Origin of the sequence: Streptomyces sp. NPDC021562 (assembly GCF_040640875.1) — a bacterium.
GTDB lineage: Bacteria > Actinomycetota > Actinomycetes > Streptomycetales > Streptomycetaceae > Streptomyces.
On record NZ_JBFACN010000001.1, the window covers coordinates 222,290 to 240,466 of the forward strand.

19 protein-coding genes are annotated in these 18,177 nt (G+C 71.9%); 14 read left to right on the forward strand and 5 right to left on the reverse strand.

Annotated elements, in window-relative coordinates:
- Positions 1 to 9 precede the first annotated feature (9 nt).
- Positions 10 to 384 (reverse strand): DUF1844 domain-containing protein, encoded by a 375-nt coding sequence (locus AB0G52_RS01020; protein WP_132889172.1) that lies wholly within the window; start codon positions 382 to 384, stop codon positions 10 to 12.
- 400 nt (positions 385 to 784) lie between these two features.
- Here AB0G52_RS01020 and infC point away from each other — a divergent pair, with 400 nt between their 5' ends.
- The 10 genes from infC to AB0G52_RS01070 all read left to right on the forward strand — a co-directional run bounded on the left by infC (position 785) and on the right by AB0G52_RS01070 (position 11,604).
- A complete protein-coding gene (infC, locus tag AB0G52_RS01025) occupies positions 785 to 1,441 on the forward strand; it encodes a translation initiation factor IF-3 (protein WP_132889173.1) in 657 nt (218 codons plus the stop codon).
- 137 nt (positions 1,442 to 1,578) lie between these two features.
- A complete protein-coding gene (rpmI, locus tag AB0G52_RS01030) occupies positions 1,579 to 1,773 on the forward strand; it encodes a 50S ribosomal protein L35 (protein ID WP_046726698.1) in 195 nt (64 codons plus the stop codon).
- Positions 1,774 to 1,873: 100 nt separating this feature from the next.
- Positions 1,874 to 2,257 carry a 50S ribosomal protein L20 gene (gene rplT / locus AB0G52_RS01035; RefSeq protein WP_132889174.1) on the forward strand — a complete coding sequence of 128 codons (384 nt, stop codon included), beginning with the start codon at positions 1,874 to 1,876 and terminating at the stop codon, positions 2,255 to 2,257.
- A gap of 205 nt (positions 2,258 to 2,462) precedes the next feature.
- On the forward strand, positions 2,463 to 3,317 hold the full coding sequence (locus tag AB0G52_RS01040) for an RNA methyltransferase (RefSeq protein WP_361332944.1): 855 nt from the start codon (positions 2,463 to 2,465) through the stop codon (positions 3,315 to 3,317).
- A 53-nt stretch (positions 3,318 to 3,370) separates the two neighbouring features.
- A complete protein-coding gene (locus AB0G52_RS01045; protein WP_132889175.1) occupies positions 3,371 to 4,507 on the forward strand; it encodes an ATP-binding protein in 1,137 nt (378 codons plus the stop codon).
- Between the two features lie 135 nt (positions 4,508 to 4,642).
- Positions 4,643 to 5,764 (forward strand): phenylalanine--tRNA ligase subunit alpha, encoded by a 1,122-nt coding sequence (gene pheS / locus AB0G52_RS01050; protein ID WP_132889176.1) that lies wholly within the window; start codon positions 4,643 to 4,645, stop codon positions 5,762 to 5,764.
- The gene (gene pheT / locus AB0G52_RS01055; RefSeq protein WP_132889177.1) at positions 5,764 to 8,286 is read left to right on the forward strand and encodes a phenylalanine--tRNA ligase subunit beta; all 2,523 of its coding nucleotides are present in this window, start codon (positions 5,764 to 5,766) and stop codon (positions 8,284 to 8,286) included. Before pheS ends, pheT begins: the two co-directional genes overlap by 1 nt.
- Positions 8,287 to 8,447: 161 nt before the next feature.
- Positions 8,448 to 9,536 (forward strand): PP2C family protein-serine/threonine phosphatase, encoded by a 1,089-nt coding sequence (locus AB0G52_RS01060; protein WP_132889178.1) that lies wholly within the window; start codon positions 8,448 to 8,450, stop codon positions 9,534 to 9,536.
- A gap of 120 nt (positions 9,537 to 9,656) precedes the next feature.
- Positions 9,657 to 10,997, forward strand: coding sequence for a transcriptional regulator (locus AB0G52_RS01065; protein ID WP_132889179.1), 1,341 nt, complete (start codon positions 9,657 to 9,659; stop codon positions 10,995 to 10,997).
- A gap of 67 nt (positions 10,998 to 11,064) precedes the next feature.
- Positions 11,065 to 11,604, forward strand: coding sequence for an NUDIX hydrolase (locus AB0G52_RS01070; RefSeq protein WP_132889180.1), 540 nt, complete (start codon positions 11,065 to 11,067; stop codon positions 11,602 to 11,604).
- A gap of 1 nt (position 11,605) precedes the next feature.
- Here the strand turns inward: AB0G52_RS01070 and AB0G52_RS01075 are convergent, their stop codons facing one another.
- The gene (locus tag AB0G52_RS01075; protein ID WP_132889181.1) at positions 11,606 to 11,863 is read right to left on the reverse strand and encodes a hypothetical protein; all 258 of its coding nucleotides are present in this window, start codon (positions 11,861 to 11,863) and stop codon (positions 11,606 to 11,608) included.
- 208 nt (positions 11,864 to 12,071) lie between these two features.
- A complete protein-coding gene (locus tag AB0G52_RS01080) occupies positions 12,072 to 12,932 on the reverse strand; it encodes a 3-hydroxybutyryl-CoA dehydrogenase (protein WP_132889182.1) in 861 nt (286 codons plus the stop codon).
- A gap of 170 nt (positions 12,933 to 13,102) precedes the next feature.
- Here AB0G52_RS01080 and AB0G52_RS01085 point away from each other — a divergent pair, with 170 nt between their 5' ends.
- Positions 13,103 to 14,332 (forward strand): family 10 glycosylhydrolase, encoded by a 1,230-nt coding sequence (locus AB0G52_RS01085; protein ID WP_361332611.1) that lies wholly within the window; start codon positions 13,103 to 13,105, stop codon positions 14,330 to 14,332.
- 21 nt (positions 14,333 to 14,353) lie between these two features.
- On the opposite strand, the gene AB0G52_RS01090 is transcribed toward AB0G52_RS01085, so the two are convergent.
- Together AB0G52_RS01090 and AB0G52_RS01095 are read right to left on the reverse strand one after the other, a co-directional pair.
- The gene (locus tag AB0G52_RS01090; protein ID WP_132889184.1) at positions 14,354 to 14,554 is read right to left on the reverse strand and encodes a DUF1918 domain-containing protein; all 201 of its coding nucleotides are present in this window, start codon (positions 14,552 to 14,554) and stop codon (positions 14,354 to 14,356) included.
- A gap of 13 nt (positions 14,555 to 14,567) precedes the next feature.
- Positions 14,568 to 15,509 (reverse strand): DMT family transporter, encoded by a 942-nt coding sequence (locus AB0G52_RS01095; protein ID WP_361332615.1) that lies wholly within the window; start codon positions 15,507 to 15,509, stop codon positions 14,568 to 14,570.
- Between AB0G52_RS01095 and AB0G52_RS01100 the strand changes: the two genes are divergently transcribed.
- The 3 genes from AB0G52_RS01100 (at position 15,508) to AB0G52_RS01110 (ending at position 18,153) form a co-directional block, all read left to right on the forward strand.
- The gene (locus AB0G52_RS01100) at positions 15,508 to 16,953 is read left to right on the forward strand and encodes a PLP-dependent aminotransferase family protein (RefSeq protein WP_132889186.1); all 1,446 of its coding nucleotides are present in this window, start codon (positions 15,508 to 15,510) and stop codon (positions 16,951 to 16,953) included. The genes AB0G52_RS01095 and AB0G52_RS01100 overlap by 2 nt on opposite strands.
- Positions 16,954 to 16,996: 43 nt before the next feature.
- On the forward strand, positions 16,997 to 17,443 hold the full coding sequence (locus tag AB0G52_RS01105) for a GNAT family N-acetyltransferase (protein WP_132889187.1): 447 nt from the start codon (positions 16,997 to 16,999) through the stop codon (positions 17,441 to 17,443).
- A 116-nt stretch (positions 17,444 to 17,559) separates the two neighbouring features.
- On the forward strand, positions 17,560 to 18,153 hold the full coding sequence (locus AB0G52_RS01110; RefSeq protein ID WP_132889188.1) for a histidine phosphatase family protein: 594 nt from the start codon (positions 17,560 to 17,562) through the stop codon (positions 18,151 to 18,153).
- The last annotated feature ends 24 nt before the right edge of the window (positions 18,154 to 18,177 follow it).

An 18,177-nucleotide genomic window follows, 5' to 3' on the forward strand; every position in this document is an offset into this window, starting at 1 on the left:
CCGGCGGCCCTAGCCGTAGACCGGGCCGGTGTACTTCTCGCCCGGGCCCTGGCCCGGCTCGTCGGGGACGATCGAGGCCTCGCGGAAGGCCAGCTGGAGCGACTTCAGGCCGTCCCGCAGCGGGGCCGCGTGGAAGGAGCTGATCTCGGTCGCGGAGGCGTCGAGCAGTCCGGCCAGCGCGGTGACCAGCTTGCGGGCCTCGTCGAGGTCCTTGTACTTGTCGCCCTCCTCGGTCAGACCGAGCTTCACGGCGGCCGCGCTCATCAGGTTGACGGCGACCGTCACGATCACCTCGACCGCGGGGACCTCGGCGATGTCGCGGGTCATCTCGTCGTAGTCGGGCTGCTCGGCGGAGCCGGGGCCGGAAAGGGGCGTCTCACTCATGCCCCACACGATAGGCGCAGCCGCGAACCGCGCTCACCAGGGCCCGCCTCGCCCCAATTGGCCGTCTCTTCGATTGGCTGCTAGCCTGGTCTGACGACCGGCCGGACAGGTGTGCCATACGGCTAACCGACCCGGCCCACAAGTGGAGGCTTCGAACTCCCACCCGACCACCCCCAGGGCGGCGGGTCACCGGTCAGACGGTCGCTTCGCCGTGTCACGGCGACGGCGTTCCGTCCGATAGTGCGCCCCGCGATCCCCGTGGCGGTGTCTCCGGTAGTTCGAGGAGTCCCGCCTGTGATCGTCCGGGGCATTTTTTGTGCTTCGGTGCGGTTAGGTCTTACGACACAGACGTTACGCGGCTGTCCGCCAGACCGTCGCGTGGTGCTACCGAGGAGGATCCATCAGCACCGAGCCCCGCATCAACGACCGGATTCGCGTTCCCGAAGTGCGACTTGTCGGTCCCAGCGGCGAGCAGGTCGGGATTGTTCCGCTTGCCAAGGCCCTGGAGCTTGCCCAGGAGTACGACCTCGACCTCGTCGAGGTGGCTGCGAGCGCACGCCCGCCGGTCTGCAAGCTCATGGACTACGGCAAGTTCAAGTACGAGTCGGCCATGAAGGCCCGTGAGGCGCGCAAGAACCAGGCGCACACGGTCATCAAGGAAATGAAGCTCCGGCCGAAGATCGACCCGCACGACTACGACACCAAAAAGGGTCACGTCGTCCGGTTCCTCAAGCAGGGCGACAAGGTCAAGATCACGATCATGTTCCGTGGTCGCGAGCAGTCCCGGCCCGAGCTGGGCTACCGACTGCTGCAGCGGCTCGCGGAGGACGTCCAGGACCTCGGTTTCGTGGAGTCGAACCCGAAGCAGGACGGCCGGAACATGATCATGGTTCTCGGTCCGCACAAGAAGAAGACCGAGGCGATGGCCGAGGCCCGGCAGGCGCAGGAAGCCCGCAAGGCGGAGGCGAAGGCCAACCCCGGTCGGTCGCAGAACCCCGCCGAGGCCGAGGCCGACGTCGAGGTCGAGGCGCCCGCCGAGGAGCACGCCGAGGCGTGATCCCGGGGTACACCCGCCCCAGGGCAGCAGCCGGGGGCGAGCGTCCCAGGATGTAACCGATACAAGAGCGACGTTCCACCGTGCCCGGTTTTCGCGACCGGGCACCGGAGCGCCACCGACGAGGAGATAACGGCGCTATGCCGAAGAACAAGACGCACAGCGGTGCCAGCAAGCGCTTCAAGGTCACCGGCTCCGGCAAGGTGCTGCGTGAGCGCGCCGGCAAGCGCCACCTGCTCGAGCACAAGTCGTCCCGCGTGACGCGTCGCCTGACCGGCAACGCCGAGATGGCCCCGGGTGACACCGCGAAGATCAAGAAGCTTCTCGGCAAGTGACACGAGGGCGCCTCGCCGCGCCCTGAGTCAGTACAACCGGGACCCAGTCGTTTCCGGGCCGCGTGAGTCCAACCGCGGCCCCGCTACAAGGAGTTAACAAGTGGCACGCGTCAAGCGGGCAGTCAACGCCCACAAGAAGCGCCGGGCGATCCTCGAGCAGGCCTCCGGCTACCGCGGTCAGCGTTCGCGCCTGTACCGCAAGGCCAAGGAGCAGGTCACCCACTCGCTGGTCTACAACTACAACGACCGCAAGAAGCGCAAGGGTGACTTCCGTCAGCTGTGGATCCAGCGCATCAACGCCGCTGCCCGCGCCAACGGCATCACCTACAACCGCTTCATCCAGGGTCTGAAGGCCGCGAACGTCGAGGTCGACCGCAAGATCCTGGCCGAGCTGGCGGTCAACGACACGAACGCGTTCGCCGCGCTCGTCGAGGTGGCGCAGAAGGCGCTGCCGTCGGACGTCAACGCCCCGAAGGCGGCGTGACGCTGCGCTGGCTCCGGCCGACGTGACATGAGGACCCGCAGGCTGAAAAGCTTGCGGGTCCTGTTGTTGAGGCTCGTGGCTTGTTGTTCGGCTGCGGGTCGGTGGGGGCTGGTCGCGCCCACGCGGCGGCAGCCGCACATCAAGCACAGTCCCGCGCCCCTGAAGGGGCGCTCCTCCGCCGCGTTCCATGAAAGTGACCGACACGATGGCCACCCCCGAGCTGATCTCCCCGCGTTCCGCGCGTGTCCTTGCCGCCCGGCGGCTCGCGAAGCGGAACTTCCGGGGGAAGGACCGGCTGTTCCTCGCCGAGGGGCCGCAGGCCGTCCGGGAGGCGGCCGGGCACCGGGCCGGGGACGCACCGACGCTCGTGGAGCTGTTCGCGACCGTCGAGGCCGCCGAGCGGTACGCCGACATCGTGGGGGAGGCCAGGACGGCCGGCGCCCGGATCCACCTCGCCTCCGAGGACGTCATCGCCGACATCTCCACCACCGTGACGCCCCAGGGCCTCGTCGGGGTCTGCCGGTTTCTCGACACCCCCTTCGAGGAGGTCCTCGCCGCCCGCCCCCGGCTCGTCGCCGTCCTCGCCCACGTCCGTGACCCGGGCAACGCCGGGACCGTCCTGCGGTGCGCCGACGCGGCCGGTGCCGAGGCCGTCGTCCTCACCGACGCGTCCGTCGACCTCTACAACCCCAAGGCCGTGCGCGCCTCCGTCGGCTCGCACTTCCACCTGCCGGTCGCCGTCGGCGTCCCGGTCGAGCAGGCCGTGGCCGGGCTCAGGGACATCGGGGTGCGGATCCTCGCCGCCGACGGCGCGGGCACCGACGACCTCGACGACGAACTCGACAAGGGGACCATGGGCGGCCCGACCGCGTGGGTGTTCGGCAACGAGGCGTGGGGGCTCCCGGAGGAGACCCGGGCGCTCGCGGACGCCGTCGTGCGCGTCCCGATCCACGGAAAGGCCGAAAGCCTGAACCTTGCCACCGCCGCCGCCGTATGTCTCTACGCATCGGCCCGTGCACAGCGTGCCCCCGGAGGGTGCCGTTCCGTCACCAGGGGCTAGTAGGGTGACCAGCCCGGGGGCCTGCTGCGCCGTCTGAGAGGTGGAGTGAGGGGATGAGTGTCGGCACCAGCAACGCGCCGGGTGGCCGGGGCACCGGCCGCGTACCCGCACCCCGGCACGGCGACCTCACCGGGCTCGGCATCGACCCCGACGAACTGCCCGACGGCCTGGTGATCGCCGACGAGCACGGCATCGTCGTCTGCTTCAACGCCGCCGCCGCCCGCATCACCGCCACCGCACCCGCCGACGCCCTGGGTCTGAGGCTGGAGAAGGCCCTGCCGTTAGAGGACCTGGAGGGCAGGCGCTGGTGGCAGCTCACCGACCCCTACGGCGGTCTCGCCATCCGGGTCGGCCAGCCCGAGCGCAACCTGCTGCTGCCCGGTGGCCGGGAGGTGATGGTGTCGGCCCGCTACGTGCGCGCCGAACCGGCCGGACCCGTGCGCCGGGTCGTCGTCTCCCTGCGGGACACCGAGGCCCGGCGCCGCACCGAACGCAGCCACGCGGAGCTGATCGCCACCGTCGCCCACGAGCTGCGCTCGCCGCTCACCTCCGTCAAGGGGTTCACGGCCACCCTGCTCGCCAAATGGGAACGGTTCACCGACGACCAGAAGCGGCTGATGCTGGAGACGGTGGACGCGGACGCCGACCGGGTCACCCGGCTCATCGCCGAGCTCCTGGACATCTCGCGGATCGACAGCGGGCGGCTCGAAGTGCGCCGGCAGCCGGTGGACATGGGCGCGGCCGTCGGACGGCACATCCAGGCGTACGTGGCCGCCGGGCAGCCCGCCGACCGGTTCCTGCTGCGGATCGAGCAGCCGCTGCCCGCGCTCTGGGCCGACCCCGACAAGATCGACCAGGTACTCAGCAACCTCATCGAAAACGCCGTGCGCCACGGCGAGGGAACTGTCACCATCGACGTCACGCCCTCGGCGTCCCCGCGCGAAGGGGAGGACGCCGGTACGTCGGTCACGGTGGGCGACGAGGGGCCAGGCATCCCGGAGGAGTCCATGAACCGCGTCTTCACCCGCTTCTGGCGGGGCAGCAAGCGCGGTGGCACCGGCCTTGGCCTGTACATCGTCAAGGGCATCGTGGAGGCCCACGGGGGCACCATCACCGTCGGACGCGCCCCCAGCGGCGGCGCCGAGTTCCGATTTACGTTGCCCGTGAGCGCGCCGGCGTATCTCACCTGAGACCGGCCGAGCGGCCCGCGGGCGCATCCGTACACCTCCACCCCGTTAGACTCGGCCTTTGGCACCTTTGTGTCCTGCACACGGCCACCGACGGTCACGGGGACCATCCGCCAGTAATCGGAAGCACGGGAAGAGATGTCGGCACCGAACAAGTCGTACGACCCTGTAGAGGTCGAGGCGTTGAAACCGGAAGAGATCGAGCGCATGCGGGACGAGGCGCTCGCCGCCTTCGCCGCCGCGGACTCCCTCGACGCGCTCCAGGAGGCCAAGGTCGCCCACACCGGGGGCACCTCCCCGCTGGCCCTCGCCAACCGCGAGATCGGCGCCCTGCCCCCGCACGCCAAGGCCGCCGCCGGCAAGCTGGTCGGCCAGGCCCGCGGCGCGGTGAACAAGGCCCTCGCCGTCCGCCAGGAGGAGCTGGAGGCCGAACGCGACACCCGGGTGCTCGTCGAGGAGGCGGTGGACGTCACCCTGCCCTACGACCGCGTCCCGGCCGGCGCCCGGCACCCGCTGACCACGCTCTCGGAGCGCATCGAGGACATCTTCGTGGCCATGGGCTACGAGGTCGCCGAGGGCCCCGAGGTCGAGGCCGAGTGGTTCAACTTCGACGCCCTGAACATCGGCCCGGACCACCCGGCGCGCGGCGAGGCCGACACCTTCTTCGTGCGGGGCGCCGGGGGCGGCACCGAGTCCGGTGTCGTCCTGCGCACCCACACCTCGCCGGTGCAGATCCGCTCCCTGCTCGACCGTGAGCTGCCGGTCTACGTGATCTGCCCGGGCCGGGTCTACCGCACCGACGAGCTGGACGCCACCCACACCCCGGTCTTCCACCAGGTCGAGCTGCTCGCCGTCGACGAGGGCCTGACCATGGCGGACCTCAAGGGCACCCTGGACCACATGGTCCAGTCCCTGTTCGGCGAGGGCATGAAGACCCGGCTGCGGCCGAACTTCTTCCCCTTCACCGAGCCGTCCGCCGAGATGGACATGCTCTGCTACGTCTGCAAGGGCGAGTCCGTCGGCAACCCGGACCGCCCCTGCCGCACCTGCTCCTCCGAGGGCTGGATCGAGCTGGGCGGCTGCGGCATGGTCAACCCGCGGGTGCTCACCGCCTGTGGCGTCGACCCGGAGAAGTACAGCGGCTTCGCCTTCGGGTTCGGCATCGAGCGGATGCTGATGTTCCGCCACAACGTCGAGGACATGCGAGACATGGTCGAGGGTGACGTCCGGTTCACCCGGCCGTTCGGGATGGAGATCTGATGCGGGTCCCGCTTTCTTGGCTGCGGGAGTACGTCGACCTGCCGGCGACGGAGACCGGGCGTGACGTCCAGGCCAAGCTCATTTCGGCAGGCCTCGAGGTGGAGACCGTCGAGCAGCTCGGCGACGGCCTCAAGGGCCCCCTGGTGGTCGGCCAGGTGCTGACCATCGAGGAGCTGGAGGGCTTCAAGAAGCCCATCCGCTTCTGCACCGTCGACGTCGGCTCCGCCAACGGCACCGGCGAGCCCCAGGAGATCGTCTGCGGCGCCCGCAACTTCGCCGTCGGCGACAAGGTCGTCGTCGTGCTGCCCGGGGCCGTGCTCCCCGGCGGATTCTCGATCAGCGCCCGCAAGACCTACGGCAAGACCTCCCACGGCATGATCTGCTCCAGCGACGAGCTGGGCATGGGCGACGACGGCACCCACGGCATCATCGTGCTGCCGCCGGAGACCGAGGTCGGCAGGGACGCCGTCGAGCTGCTCGAACTGGTCGACGAGGTCCTGGACATCGCCGTCACCGCCAACCGCGGCGACTGCCTGTCCATCCGCGGCGTGGCCCGCGAGACCGCCATCGCCTACGGTCTGCCGCTGCGCGACCCGGCCCTGCTCGACGTGCCGGGACCGAACGCCTTCGGCTACCCGGTCCAGGTCTCGGACCCGTTCGGCTGCGACCGCTTCACCGCGCGCACCGTCAGCGGTCTGAGCCCCGAGGCCCGCTCCCCGATCTGGCTCCAGCGCCGCCTGCAGAAGGTCGGCATGCGCCCGATCTCCCTCGCCGTCGACGTCACCAACTACGTGATGATGGAACTCGGCCAGCCGCTGCACGCCTACGACCGCAACCTGGTCCAGGGCACCATCGGCGTCCGCCGCGCGGCCGAGGGCGAGAAGATCGTCACCCTCGACGGTGTGGAGCGCACGCTGCACGCCGAGGACCTGGTCATCACCGACGACCGCGGGCCCATCGGCCTCGCGGGCGTCATGGGCGGCGCCGACACCGAGATCGCCGACCACGACGCCGCCGAGAACGGGGCCGAATCCACCACCGACGTGGTGATCGAGGCGGCCCACTTCGACCCGGTCGCGATCGCCCGCACCGCCCGCCGGCACAAGCTGTCCTCCGAGGCCTCCCGCCGCTTCGAGCGCGGCGTCGACCCGCAGGCCGCGGCCGCCGCCGCGCAGCGCACCGTCGACCTGCTGGTGCTGCTCGCCGGCGGTACCGCCGAGGCCGGGGTCACCGAGGTCATCGCGCCGTCGGCGCCGCACACCATCACCCTCGCGGCGGACCACCCCGACAAGGTCGCGGGTGTCGTGTACGGCCGGGAGACCGTCGTCCGCCGTCTCCAGGAGGTCGGCTGCGACGTCTACGGGCAGGACGAGCTGATCGTCACCGTGCCGTCCTGGCGGCCGGACCTGTACGAGCAGAACGACCTCGCCGAAGAGGTCATCCGGCTGGAGGGCTACGAGAACCTGCCCTCCACGCTGCCCAAGCCGTCGGCCGGCCGGGGCCTGACCGCCCGGCAGCGGCTGCACCGCCGGGTGGGCCGCGCGCTCGCCGGGGCCGGCTTCGTCGAGGCACCGAACTACCCGTTCGTCGGCGAGGGCGTCTTCGACCAGCTCGGTCTGGCCGCCGACGACCCCGCCCGCCGCGTCGTCAGGCTCACCAACCCGCTCAACGACGAGGAGCCCGTGCTCCGTACGTCGCTGCTGCCGGGCCTGCTCGGCGCGCTCCGGCGCAACGACGGGCGCGGGGCGCACGACCTGGCGCTGTTCGAGACCGGCCTGGTCTTCCTGCCCCGCGAGGAGCAGGGCAGCGCCGGACACCTCCCGGTCGACCGCCGCCCCACCGACGCGGAGATCGCCGCGCTGAACGCCGTGCTGCCCGAGCAGCCGCGTCATGTCGCCGTCGTCCTCGCGGGCGCCCGCGAGCAGGCCGGCTGGTGGGGCAAGGGCCGACCGGCCGACTGGGCCGACGCGATCGAGGCGGGGCGCGCGGTGGCGCGTGAGGCCGGGGCCGAGCTGATCGCGCGGGCCGGCCAGTACGGGCCGTGGCATCCCGGCCGGTGCGCCGAGCTGGTGGTCCTCGCCGACGGTGCCGAGCGGGTCGTGGGCCACGCCGGCGAGCTGCACCCGCGGGTCGTCAAGGCGCTGGGGCTGCCGGCCCGCACCTGCGCGATGGAGCTGGACCTGGACGCGGTGGAACGGGCCGGCGACGGCACCCCGCAGGCGCCGAGCATCTCGACGTTCCCGGTGGCCACCCAGGACGTCGCGCTCGTGGTCGACAAGCCGGTCCCGGCGGCGGAGGTCGAGGCGGCGCTGCGCGAGGGCGCGGGTGAACTGCTGGAGGCCATCCGGCTGTTCGACGTCTACGTCAACGACGAGCAGCTCGGCGACGGGAAGAAGTCGCTGGCGTACGCGCTGCGCTTCCGGGCGCCCGACCGCACGCTGACCGTGGACGAGGCCTCGGCCGCCCGGGATGCGGCGGTCGCCCTCGCCGGGGAGCGCACGGGGGCGGTGCTGCGCGGCTAGCCCCCGCCACCTGCATCCATGCGGTGTCCGGTGGCTGCTCACTCATTTGAGTGAGATCCACCTGGACATGGCCCTTCGTGGGCATGCCGTCGACAGAATCGGACCGGCCTTTCGGGGTCGGTCCGATTCTGTCTGTCAGGGCCTACATGGGGGCCATCGGCATGATCCGCATCAAGGCTGGGGTTCCCCGCAGCAGGCGGCCCCGGACGCAGGCACGGCCCAGGCGCCGTGCCCTCGCCCTGGCGTTGCCCACGGCATGGGGTGCCGTCGCGGTCGGTTACCGGTTCGGGTGCCCGCTGGCCGAGCAGAACGCGTTCGGCGCTCGGATCGTCACCAGCGCGGTGTTCTTCGCGGTCGGCACCGGGCTGATACTCCATGTCCGCCGGACCCTGCTCAGGGAGCTGAGGCAGGCCCGCAAGGTCGCCGGTGCCGCGCAGAGCGTGCTCCTGCGGCCGCTGCCACCGCGCCTCGCCGGGCTGCACGTGGCCGCCGCCCAGCTCTCCGCCGACCGGGGCGCGAGCATCGGCGGCGATCTCTACGAGGCCGTCGCCACCGAACACGGCGTACGGGTCGTGATGGGCGACGTCCGCGGACACGGACTGGCCGCCATCGCCACGGCCGCAGCCGTCCTCGGCAGCTTCCGCGAGGCCGCCCACGACGAACCCGAACTGGGCCGGGTCCTGGGCCGTCTGGACCGCGCCCTCGCCCGGCACCTTCGGGAACGGGCCAGGACGGAACACCCCTCCAGCGGCCTCGACCCGGACAACCCGGTCGCCGAGGAGTTCGTCACCCTGCTGCTCCTGGAGATCGCGGGAGACGGCGAGGTACGGGCGATCAACTGCGGTCATCCCTGGCCCTACGTGCTGAGCGGCGCGCGGGTGGCGCCCTTGTCGGCGGCCGATCCACTGCCGCCTCTCGGGCCCTTCCCACTGCCGACGGACCTGACCGCGACCGACTGCGGCCGGTTGCTCGACGGTGAGTCGCTCGTCCTCTTCACGGACGGAGCGGAGGACGCCAGAGACGCCAGAGGCCGCTTCTTCTCCCTGCCGGAAGCGCTCGGGAAGACGGTCGGGGACCGCCCGGCCTCCCCCCAGGCCGTCCTCCGCACGGTCTTCACGGCCCTGCTGCACCACACGAACGGCCGCCCGGCCGACGACATCGCCCTCCTGGTGATCCACAACGCACGCACGCATCAACGTGCCCCCTCGGGAGCGGGGGGCACCGCCCGGGCAACCCCGACCCACCCGTAGCAGACCGAACGGACACCCTCCGTGCCAGCGCGCGCACGCCGGGATGCGCGCACTCGGTTCACACCCCGTGTGAACGCGCACGCACTACGCTGGCGGCACCAGGCCACCCGGGGGGCATCCATGCAGCCCAACTCACTGCTCGACGCGATCCTGGACGAGGCGGGGATCTCGCACGCAGGTCTCGCCGCCCATGTCAACCAGGCGGGCCGAGCCCGTGGACTCTCGCTACGCTACGAACACACCGCCGTCGCCCGCTGGCTGAAGGGGCAGCGGCCCAGGGGGCAGGTGCCCGACCTGATCTGCGAGGTGCTCGCGGGCCGCCTGCACCGCCCGGTCACCCTCGACGACATCGGCCTCGGCGTCCCCGGCGAACCCGGCGCCCCGGGCGCCACCTCGCTCTCCGGCTTCGTCGAACGGGCCACCGCCCTGTGGCGCTCCGACGAGCAGCAGCGCCCGCACGTACTCGGCGCCCCCGCGGTCACCGGCACGCCCGCCGTGATGCCGGTGTGGGAGTGGGAGAACCCCCCGGAGGACGTCGACGTCTCGCGCGGCGGACGGCACCGGGTGACCCCCGGGGACCTGGAGATGCTGCGCGCGGCCCGCGCCCACTACGAGCAGATGTACCGCAAGGCCGGCGGCATGGCGACCCGCACCCGGATCGTCGGCTTCCTCAACGCCGAGGCGGCCCCGCTGCTGCGCGGCAGCTACACCGACGCCACCGGACGCCAACTGCACCGGGCGACCGGCGGGCTGGTGGCCATCGCCGGAATCTGCGCGTACGACTCCGACGCCCACGGTCTCGCCCAGCGCTACTTCCACCAGGCCCTGCGCCTGGCCAAGGCCAGCGGGGACCGGGGGCTCGGCGCGTACGTCATCGCGCTGCTCGTCAACCAGTCGCTGTTCATGCGGGAGTTCCGGCAGGCCGTCGCCTTCGCGGAGGCCGCGCTGCGCACCGCGGGCAAGCACATCACCCCCGCCCTCGCCTCCGACCTCTACGCGATGCAGGCCAAGGCGTACGCCCACCTCGGCGACGGCACGAGCGCGCTGTCCTGCATCCGGCTGGCCGAGACGGCCGCCGATCGTATCCGGCGGGGCCACGAACCCGACGAGACCGGCTATGTCCAACCGGGCCTGGTCAACGTACAGGTGGCCGAGGCGCTGCTCAGCCTCGGCGAACTCGCCGCCGCCCGGGAGCACGCGGCGGCCGCCGTCGACAACCCGGCCCACGACCGGGGGCGGGTGCACCGGCTCGCCATGCTGAGCACCATCGAACTGCGCCAGGGAAACGCCGACAACGCGGTGGCCACAGCCGTGCTGATGGCCGAGCAGGCCCGCGGGATGGAGTCTCAGCGGCTGCGCGACAGACTGCGCGCGGTACGGGAGCACCTGGTGCGCAGCGGCGGCACCGGAACCGCCGAGGCCGCCGAACTCATCGACGGCGCACTGCGCGTACCGCTCTAGGCGTGCTGTAGGCCTGAGGAGCCCCTGCTGCGATATTGCCACTTACTCGGCGGAAGGTGGCAGAACCATGCAGTGGGCGAAACAGAACGAACAAACCGTGTACGAAAACCGCTGGTTCAGCGTCAATCTCGCAGATGTCGAGCTGCCGGACGGCCGGCACCTCGACCACTTCCTGATACGGCTGCGGCCGGTGGCCGTGGCGACGGTGGTCAACGGAGCGGGCGAGGTCCTGCTCCTGTGGCGCCACCGTTTCATCACCGACAGCTGGGGCTGGGAACTCGCGGCGGGAGTCGTGGAGGACGGCGAGGACATCGCCGTCGCGGCCGCCAGGGAACTGGAGGAGGAGACCGGCTGGCGGCCGGGGACCCTGCACCATCTCATGACCGTGGAGCCGTCCAACGGCCTCACCGACGCCCGGCACCACATCTACTGGTCGGACGAGGGCGAGTACGTCGGACACCCCGTGGACGACTTCGAGTCGGACCGCCGGGAGTGGGTCTCCCTCAAGCTCGTCCCGGACCTGATCGCCCGCGGGGAGGTCCCGGCCGCCAACATGGCGGCCGCGTTACTCCTGCTGCATCACATGAGGCTCGCCGACGACCGGTAGGTCAGCGGGCCAGCGCCTGCCAGACCGTGACCACCAGGGCGCCCAGCGCGGTGAGCGCGGCGAGTGAGGGCAGCGGCCAGCGGGCGTGCTCCAGCGAGGACAGGCGGGTGTTCAGCTCGTCCAGTTCCTTGGCCGTCTCCTTGGTGCGGTGGCTGAGCAGGTTCAGCCCTCCCTCGACCTGTGCGTAGGCCACATCGAGGCGGCGACGTAACTCTGCGAGTTCTCCTTGGACCACGGGATGCTCTGGTTCGGTGGTCACGGGTCCACTCCCTTGCGTAGTCGAAGTCGTTGTTCCGCATCCCTTTGCATGCGCATGAAGAGTGAACTCGCCTGGTGAGCGCGTGGGGAGAGTGTGCGAAGGGCATATGCGGGCCCGGGGTGCACACGGTGTGTGAAACGCACGGGCCCGGCACCGAAGGAGGTGCCGGGCCCGTGGAGCGTCGCTCCCTGTGACCAACGGGGGATGCTCAGCCGTACGTGTAGAACCCCGAGCCGGTCTTCCGGCCCAGCCGGCCCGCCTCGACCATGCGCTGGAGCAGCGGAGGAGCGGCGTACAGCGGCTCCTTGTACTCGGCGTACATGCTGTTCGCGATGGAGACGATGGTGTCCAGGCCGATCAGGTCGGACAGCTTCAGCGGGCCCATCGGGTGGGCGCAGCCCATCTCCATGCCGTTGTCGATGTCCTCGCGGCTCGCGATACCCGACTCGAACATCCGGATGGACGAGAGCAGGTACGGCACCAGCAGCGCGTTGACCACGAAGCCGGAGCGGTCCTGGGCGCGGATCGCGTGCTTGCCGAGCACCTTCTCGGCGAACATCTGGGCACGGCTGAGGGTGCCCTCGGAGGTGGTGAGGGCGGGGATCAGCTCGACCAGCTTCTGCACCGGCGCCGGGTTGAAGAAGTGGATGCCGATGACGTGGTCGGGGCGCGAGGTCGCGACCGCCAGCTTGACCAGCGGGATCGAGGAGGTGTTGGAGGCGAGGATCGCGTCCGGGCGGGTCACCACCTGGTCGAGCACCTGGAAGATCTCCGTCTTCACCTGCTCGTTCTCCACGACGGCCTCGATCACCAGGTCACGGTCGGCGAACTCGCCGAGGTCCGTGGTGAAGCTCAGCCGGGCCAGGGTGGCGTCCCGCTCCTCCTCGCTGATCTTGCCGCGCTCGGCGGCCTTGGCCAGGGAGTTGTACAGCCGGGTACGGCCGATCTCCAGGGCCTCGCCGGTGGTCTCGGCGACCCGCACGTCCAGACCGGCGCGGGCGCACACCTCGGCGATGCCCGCTCCCATCTGGCCGCAGCCCACGACTCCGACCTTCTCGATGTCGGTCACATCGTCCCTTTCGCTGATCTTCGGGCGGCCGGCAGGACCTCCGGATCCGGTGCCTGCTCCGTTCGTGCACGTTACCCGTAAGTATCGATGATCGATCGTCCGGGTGGGGGCATCCTGTGCGCGGTAGCGATCCGTGATCGCGCGGATCCGCGGCGTCGGAAGGTCTCACGATGGCACGAGTCTCCCGCAGGGCGTTCGCGTTGGCGGCGCTGGCCACGCTCACCACGGGGGCACCGGGCGCGGCGGCCGGCGCGGCACGTCCTCGCCGGGCGGCCACCGAGATGCGCGGCATGTGGCTGGCCACCGTCTCCAACCGCGACTGGCCCTCCCGCGCCGGACTCACGGCCGGGGACCAGCGCCGGGAGCTGACCGCCCTCCTCGACACGGCGGTCCGGCACCGGCTCAACACCGTGATGTTCCAGGTCAGGCCCACCGCGGACGCCTTCTGGCCCTCGCCGTACGAGCCCTGGTCGCAGTACCTCACCGGTACCCAGGGCAGGGACCCCGGCTGGGACCCGCTGGGCGTCGCCGTCGAGGAGGCGCATGCCCGGGGTCTGCGGCTGCACGCCTGGTTCAACCCCTACCGGATCGCCAACCACACCGATCCGGGCAAGCTGGTCTCCTCGCACCCGGCGCGCAAGCACCCGGACTGGGTGGTGCCCTACGGCGGCAGGCTCTACTACAACCCGGGGCTGCCGGCCGTCCGCGCCTTCGTGGAGCAGGCGATCCTCGACGCGGTCGCCAGGTACCCCGTGGACGCGGTCCACTTCGACGACTACTTCTACCCGTACCCGGTGGCCGGCCAGACCTTCGACGACGACGAGGCCTACGACACCCACGGCGGTGACTTCTCCTCCCGGGCGGCCTGGCGACGCGACAACATCGACAAGCTGGTGACCGAGACCGCCGCCGGGATCAGGAAGCTGCGGCCCGGCACCCGGTTCGGGATCAGCCCGTTCGCGGTGTGGCGCAACGCCGCCACCGACCCCCGCGGCTCGGACACCAGGGCGGGCGTCGAGACGTACGACGACCTGTACGCCGACACCCGGACGTGGGTGCGGAAGAACTGGATCGACTACATCGTCCCGCAGGCGTACTGGCAGATCGGGAACGCCGCCGCCGACTACGCCGAGGTCGTCGACTGGTGGGCGGGGGTGGCCGAGGGGTCCGGGACCCGGCTGTACATCGGCGAGGCGCTCTACCAGGCGGGAGCCGCCGGTGCGGCCGCGGCCTGGCAGGACCCGGCCGAGCTGTCCCGGCACCTCACCCTGGCCAGCCGGTACCCGCAGGTCGGCGGGCACGTGTACTTCGCGGCCAAGGACGTGGCCGCGGACCGGATCGGTGCCCTGTCCCGGGTGGTCGCCGACCACTACCGGCAGCCGGCGAACCCACCGGGCTGACCACCGGACCCCCGCACGGGCCTAGAACTGTTGACGGGTCTCCTGGTGCCTGACCTGGCAGTCGGGGCCGGGGGACATGATGGCCTCATGGCCGTCCTCGAAGCGGACCCGGTAGGGCGGGGTGCCCTCGGGGCCCAGCACCTTGACGACGGTCGAGACCTGGTCGTGCTGTCCGACCACCCTGCCGTGCTGGACAAGCTGGTCGCCCTCGGATGCACGCATCTCCAGGGCCTCCTCACGATCGTGATCGTTGGGTGACGGCGATGCACACGAGCACTGCGGCGGCCGTGAGTGGAGCGGCCACGGTGAGGTGCTCGCCCAGCAGCAGCACCGACCACACCAGTGTGAGCAGGGGCTGGGCCAACTGCAACTGGCTGGCCTTCGGGATCCCGATGGTCGCCATGCCCCGGTACCAGACCATCAGTCCGAGGAACTGCGAACCCGCCGCCACCCACAGCAGACCGGCGATTCCGTGCGCGTTCCAGACGACCGGCTCGTACGACAGCGCGACCACCGCGGCCGGGACGGTCAGCGGCAGGCAGAGCACCAGCGCCCAGCCGATGACCTGCCAGCCCGGCATGACCCGGGCCAGCCGGCCGCCCTCGGTGTAGCCGGCCGCGCACACCACCAGCGCCCCGAAGAGGTAGCCGTCGGCGGTCGTGAGCGCCCCGCCGCTCTGGGCGACCGTGAACACCAGCACGGCCGCCGCGCCCGCCAGCGCCGCGGCCCAGAAGGTGCGGGAGGGGCGGACGCCCGTGCGCAGGGCCGAGAAGAGGGCGGTGGTCAGCGGGAGCAGGCCCACCACGACCGCCGCGTGCGAGGTGGTGGAGGTCTCCAGGGCGAGGGTGGTCAGCATCGGGAAGCCCAGCACGACGCCGGCCGCGACCACGGCCAGCCCCGCCCAGTGCCGCCGCTCGGGCGGTCGTACCTGCAGGAACAGCAGGCAGGCGCCCGCCAGGGCCGCCGCGAGCACACTGCGCACCGCGACCAGGGCCCACGGGCCGAAGCCCTCCAGGCCCCAGGCGGTGGCGGGGAAGGTGAGGGAGAAGGCGACGACACCGAGGGCGGCCTGCACGGTGCCCAGCCGGCGGGCGGCGGGAGCGGTGGTCCCGGGACCTCCCGGGGAACCGTTGACCGCTATCGGATGCGGTTCGGTAGCGCTACTCTTTACTCTCATGCAAGAGCGTAGCAGCGCCGTTGAACTGGCGGAACAGTTGCGGCGGGATCTCGACCGCTACTCACCGGGTGGAAAGCTCCCGTCGAGCCGGGTGCTCGTCGAGCGGTTCAGGGTGAGTCCGGTGACCGTCTCGCGGGCGCTGGCCCAGCTGGTCGCGGAAGGGCTGGTCGTCACCCGGCCCGGCGCCGGTGCCTTCAAGGCCCGGCCGCGCGCCGCGACCGAGCCCGCCGGCGACACCTCCTGGCAGGAGGTCGCGCTCAGCGCCGAGGGCGCCCTCGACGTGGTCCCGCGCACGGTCGACGCCTCCGGGGTCACCGTCTGCCTGGCCGCCCCGCCGCCCGGCGTCCTGGAACTCAGCGGCGGCTACCTGCACGCCTCCCTGGAGCCGGAACGCGCCCTGGCGGCGGCGCTCTCCAGGGCCGGCCGGCGTCCCGGCGCCTGGGGCCGGCCGCCGCTCGACGGACTGCCCGAGCTGCGCGAGTGGTTCGCCCGGGACATCGGCGGTGCCGTCACCGCCGCCGAGGTGCTGATCGCGGCCGGCGGCCAGTCCGCGCTCGCCACCGCCCTGCGTGCCCTCGCCCCGCCCGGCGCCCCCGTCCTCGTGGAGTCGCCCACCTACCCCGGCATGCTCGCCATCGCCCGTGCCACCGGCCTGCGCCCGGTCCCCGTCCCGGTCGACCCCGACGGCGTGAAGCCGGAACTGCTCGCCGACGCCTTCCGTGCCACCGGCGCCCGGGTCTTCGTCTGCCAGCCGCTCTTCCAGAACCCGACGGGCGCCGTGCTCGCCCCCGACCGCCGCGCCGAGGTGCTGCGCATCGCCCGCGAGGCCGGCGCGTTCGTCGTCGAGGACGACTTCGTACGACGGCTCGTGCACGCGGACGCGGGCCCGCTGCCCCGCCCGCTCGTGGCCGACGACCCGGACGGGGTGGTCGTCTACGTGGGCTCGCTGACGAAGGCGACGTCCCCCAGCTTCCGGGTGGCCGCCCTGGCCGCCCGCGGCCCGGTCCTCGAACGCCTGCGCACCATCCAGATCGTCGACACCTTCTTCGTGCCCCGCCCGCTCCAGGAGGCCGCCCTCGAACTCGTCGGCTCCCCGGCCTGGCCCCGCCACCTGCGCGCCCTGTCGGCCGAGCTGACGACCCGCCGGTCCACGCTCACCGGCGCCCTCGCCCAGCACCTCCCCGAACTCACCCTCCCGCACCTCCCGTCCGGCGGCTACCACCTCTGGCTGCGGCTGCCCGAGGGCGTCGACGACACGGCCCTGACCGGCGCCGCCCTGCGCGCGGGCGTCGCCATCACCCCCGGCCGCCCCTACTTCAGCGCCGAACCCCCCGCCGCTCACGTCCGGCTGAGCTTCGCGGCGGTCGCCGGGGCGGGCGAACTCACCGAAGGGGTGCGACGGCTGCGCGCCGCCTGCGACGAGGTACTGCGCCCCGGATCCTGAAATCCGATCGACTCCGTCGCGCCCCAGCGGCGAGGATCCCCGCATGAGTGATGCACCCCGCCTCCCCGAGGGCTACGAGTTCTCCGCCGACACCGACCGGGTCGACGTCGACCGCGTCCACCGCTGGCTGTCCACCGACGCGTACTGGGCGACCGGCCGCCCGCTGGACCAGCAGCGCCGGGCGATGGCGGGGTCCCTCAACTTCGGGGTGTACGACGCCGTCACCGGCGAGCAGGTGGCGTACGCGCGCGTGGTGACCGACCACGCGCTGTTCGCCTGGCTGGCCGACGTGTACGTCGACCCGACGGTGCGCGGCAAGGGCGTCGGCACGGCGATGGTCGGCGCGATCCGCGAGCACCTGCGGCCGTCCGGGGTGCGCCGGGTGCTGCTGGCCACCCACGACGCCCACGGCGTCTACGCCAAGCTCGGCTTCGCCCCGCTCGAACACCCGGACCAGTGGATGGCGCTCTACTACCCGGTGCCGGAGTGACATGACGGCCGACTTGTCGGACACCTCCTGACCACTGGGTAACGTTTCCCCCACGTCCGGCAACCAACCGACCGAACGCTCTTGACCTGCGCACATGGGCGTCCCACCATCGCCGCATGTCACTACGGGTCACGTTCGTCGCGGCCGCGCGCAGCTCACCGATGCTCGCCGAGCGGTTCGAGGACGACCGCCCGCTGGACCAGGCGGGCTGGCAGGAGGTGCAGCGTGTCGTCCCCGAGCTGCTGCCGCTGGCGGCGGCCGAGCTGCGCTACTGCTCACCCACCCCACGCAGCCGGGCGACCGGGGAGGGCCTGGGCTACGCCCCGCTGGTCCAGCTCGCCCTGCGCGACTGCGACATGGGGCGCTGGCGCGGGCTGACGCTGGGCGAGGCGATGGCACGGGAGCCGGACCAGGTGGACGCCTGGCTCGCCGACCCGCGTGCCGTCCCGCACGGCGGCGAGTCGCTGCTGGGGTTCATCTCCAGGGTCGGCGGCTGGCTGGACACCCGCCCGGTGGGCGACGGCGGCCGGATCGTCGCCGTCGCCGAACCCTCGGTGATCCGCGCCGCCGTCGTCTACGCCCTCAAGGCGCCGCCCTCGACCTACTGGAACATCGACGTCCGCCCGCTGTCGACGACCACGGTCACGGGCCTCGCCGGCCGGTGGAACCTTCGCTTCGACGCCGTGCCACCGCAGCCCTCGCGCACGTAGCCCCGCCCGGCGCCGGCGCGCCCG

What these genes read in the sequence shown, in the direction of transcription:
- rpmI (WP_046726698.1), top strand. Translation starts at nt 1,579, where the DNA reads ATGCCGAAGAACAAGACGCACAGCGGTGCCAGCAAGCGCTTCAAGGTC.
- AB0G52_RS01105 (WP_132889187.1), top strand. Translation starts at nt 16,997, where the DNA reads ATGAGTGATGCACCCCGCCTCCCCGAGGGCTACGAGTTCTCCGCCGAC.
- AB0G52_RS01060 (WP_132889178.1), top strand. Translation starts at nt 8,448, where the DNA reads ATGATCCGCATCAAGGCTGGGGTTCCCCGCAGCAGGCGGCCCCGGACG.
- AB0G52_RS01095 (WP_361332615.1), bottom strand. Translation starts at nt 15,509, where the DNA reads ATGAGAGTAAAGAGTAGCGCTACCGAACCGCATCCGATAGCGGTCAAC.
- AB0G52_RS01045 (WP_132889175.1), top strand. Translation starts at nt 3,371, where the DNA reads ATGAGTGTCGGCACCAGCAACGCGCCGGGTGGCCGGGGCACCGGCCGC.
- AB0G52_RS01070 (WP_132889180.1), top strand. Translation starts at nt 11,065, where the DNA reads ATGCAGTGGGCGAAACAGAACGAACAAACCGTGTACGAAAACCGCTGG.
- AB0G52_RS01085 (WP_361332611.1), top strand. Translation starts at nt 13,103, where the DNA reads ATGGCACGAGTCTCCCGCAGGGCGTTCGCGTTGGCGGCGCTGGCCACG.
- AB0G52_RS01100 (WP_132889186.1), top strand. Translation starts at nt 15,508, where the DNA reads ATGCAAGAGCGTAGCAGCGCCGTTGAACTGGCGGAACAGTTGCGGCGG.
- AB0G52_RS01110 (WP_132889188.1), top strand. Translation starts at nt 17,560, where the DNA reads ATGTCACTACGGGTCACGTTCGTCGCGGCCGCGCGCAGCTCACCGATG.
- AB0G52_RS01040 (WP_361332944.1), top strand. Translation starts at nt 2,463, where the DNA reads ATGGCCACCCCCGAGCTGATCTCCCCGCGTTCCGCGCGTGTCCTTGCC.
- AB0G52_RS01090 (WP_132889184.1), bottom strand. Translation starts at nt 14,554, where the DNA reads ATGCGTGCATCCGAGGGCGACCAGCTTGTCCAGCACGGCAGGGTGGTC.
- pheS (WP_132889176.1), top strand. Translation starts at nt 4,643, where the DNA reads ATGTCGGCACCGAACAAGTCGTACGACCCTGTAGAGGTCGAGGCGTTG.
- pheT (WP_132889177.1), top strand. Translation starts at nt 5,764, where the DNA reads ATGCGGGTCCCGCTTTCTTGGCTGCGGGAGTACGTCGACCTGCCGGCG.
- AB0G52_RS01020 (WP_132889172.1), bottom strand. Translation starts at nt 384, where the DNA reads ATGAGTGAGACGCCCCTTTCCGGCCCCGGCTCCGCCGAGCAGCCCGAC.
- AB0G52_RS01065 (WP_132889179.1), top strand. Translation starts at nt 9,657, where the DNA reads ATGCAGCCCAACTCACTGCTCGACGCGATCCTGGACGAGGCGGGGATC.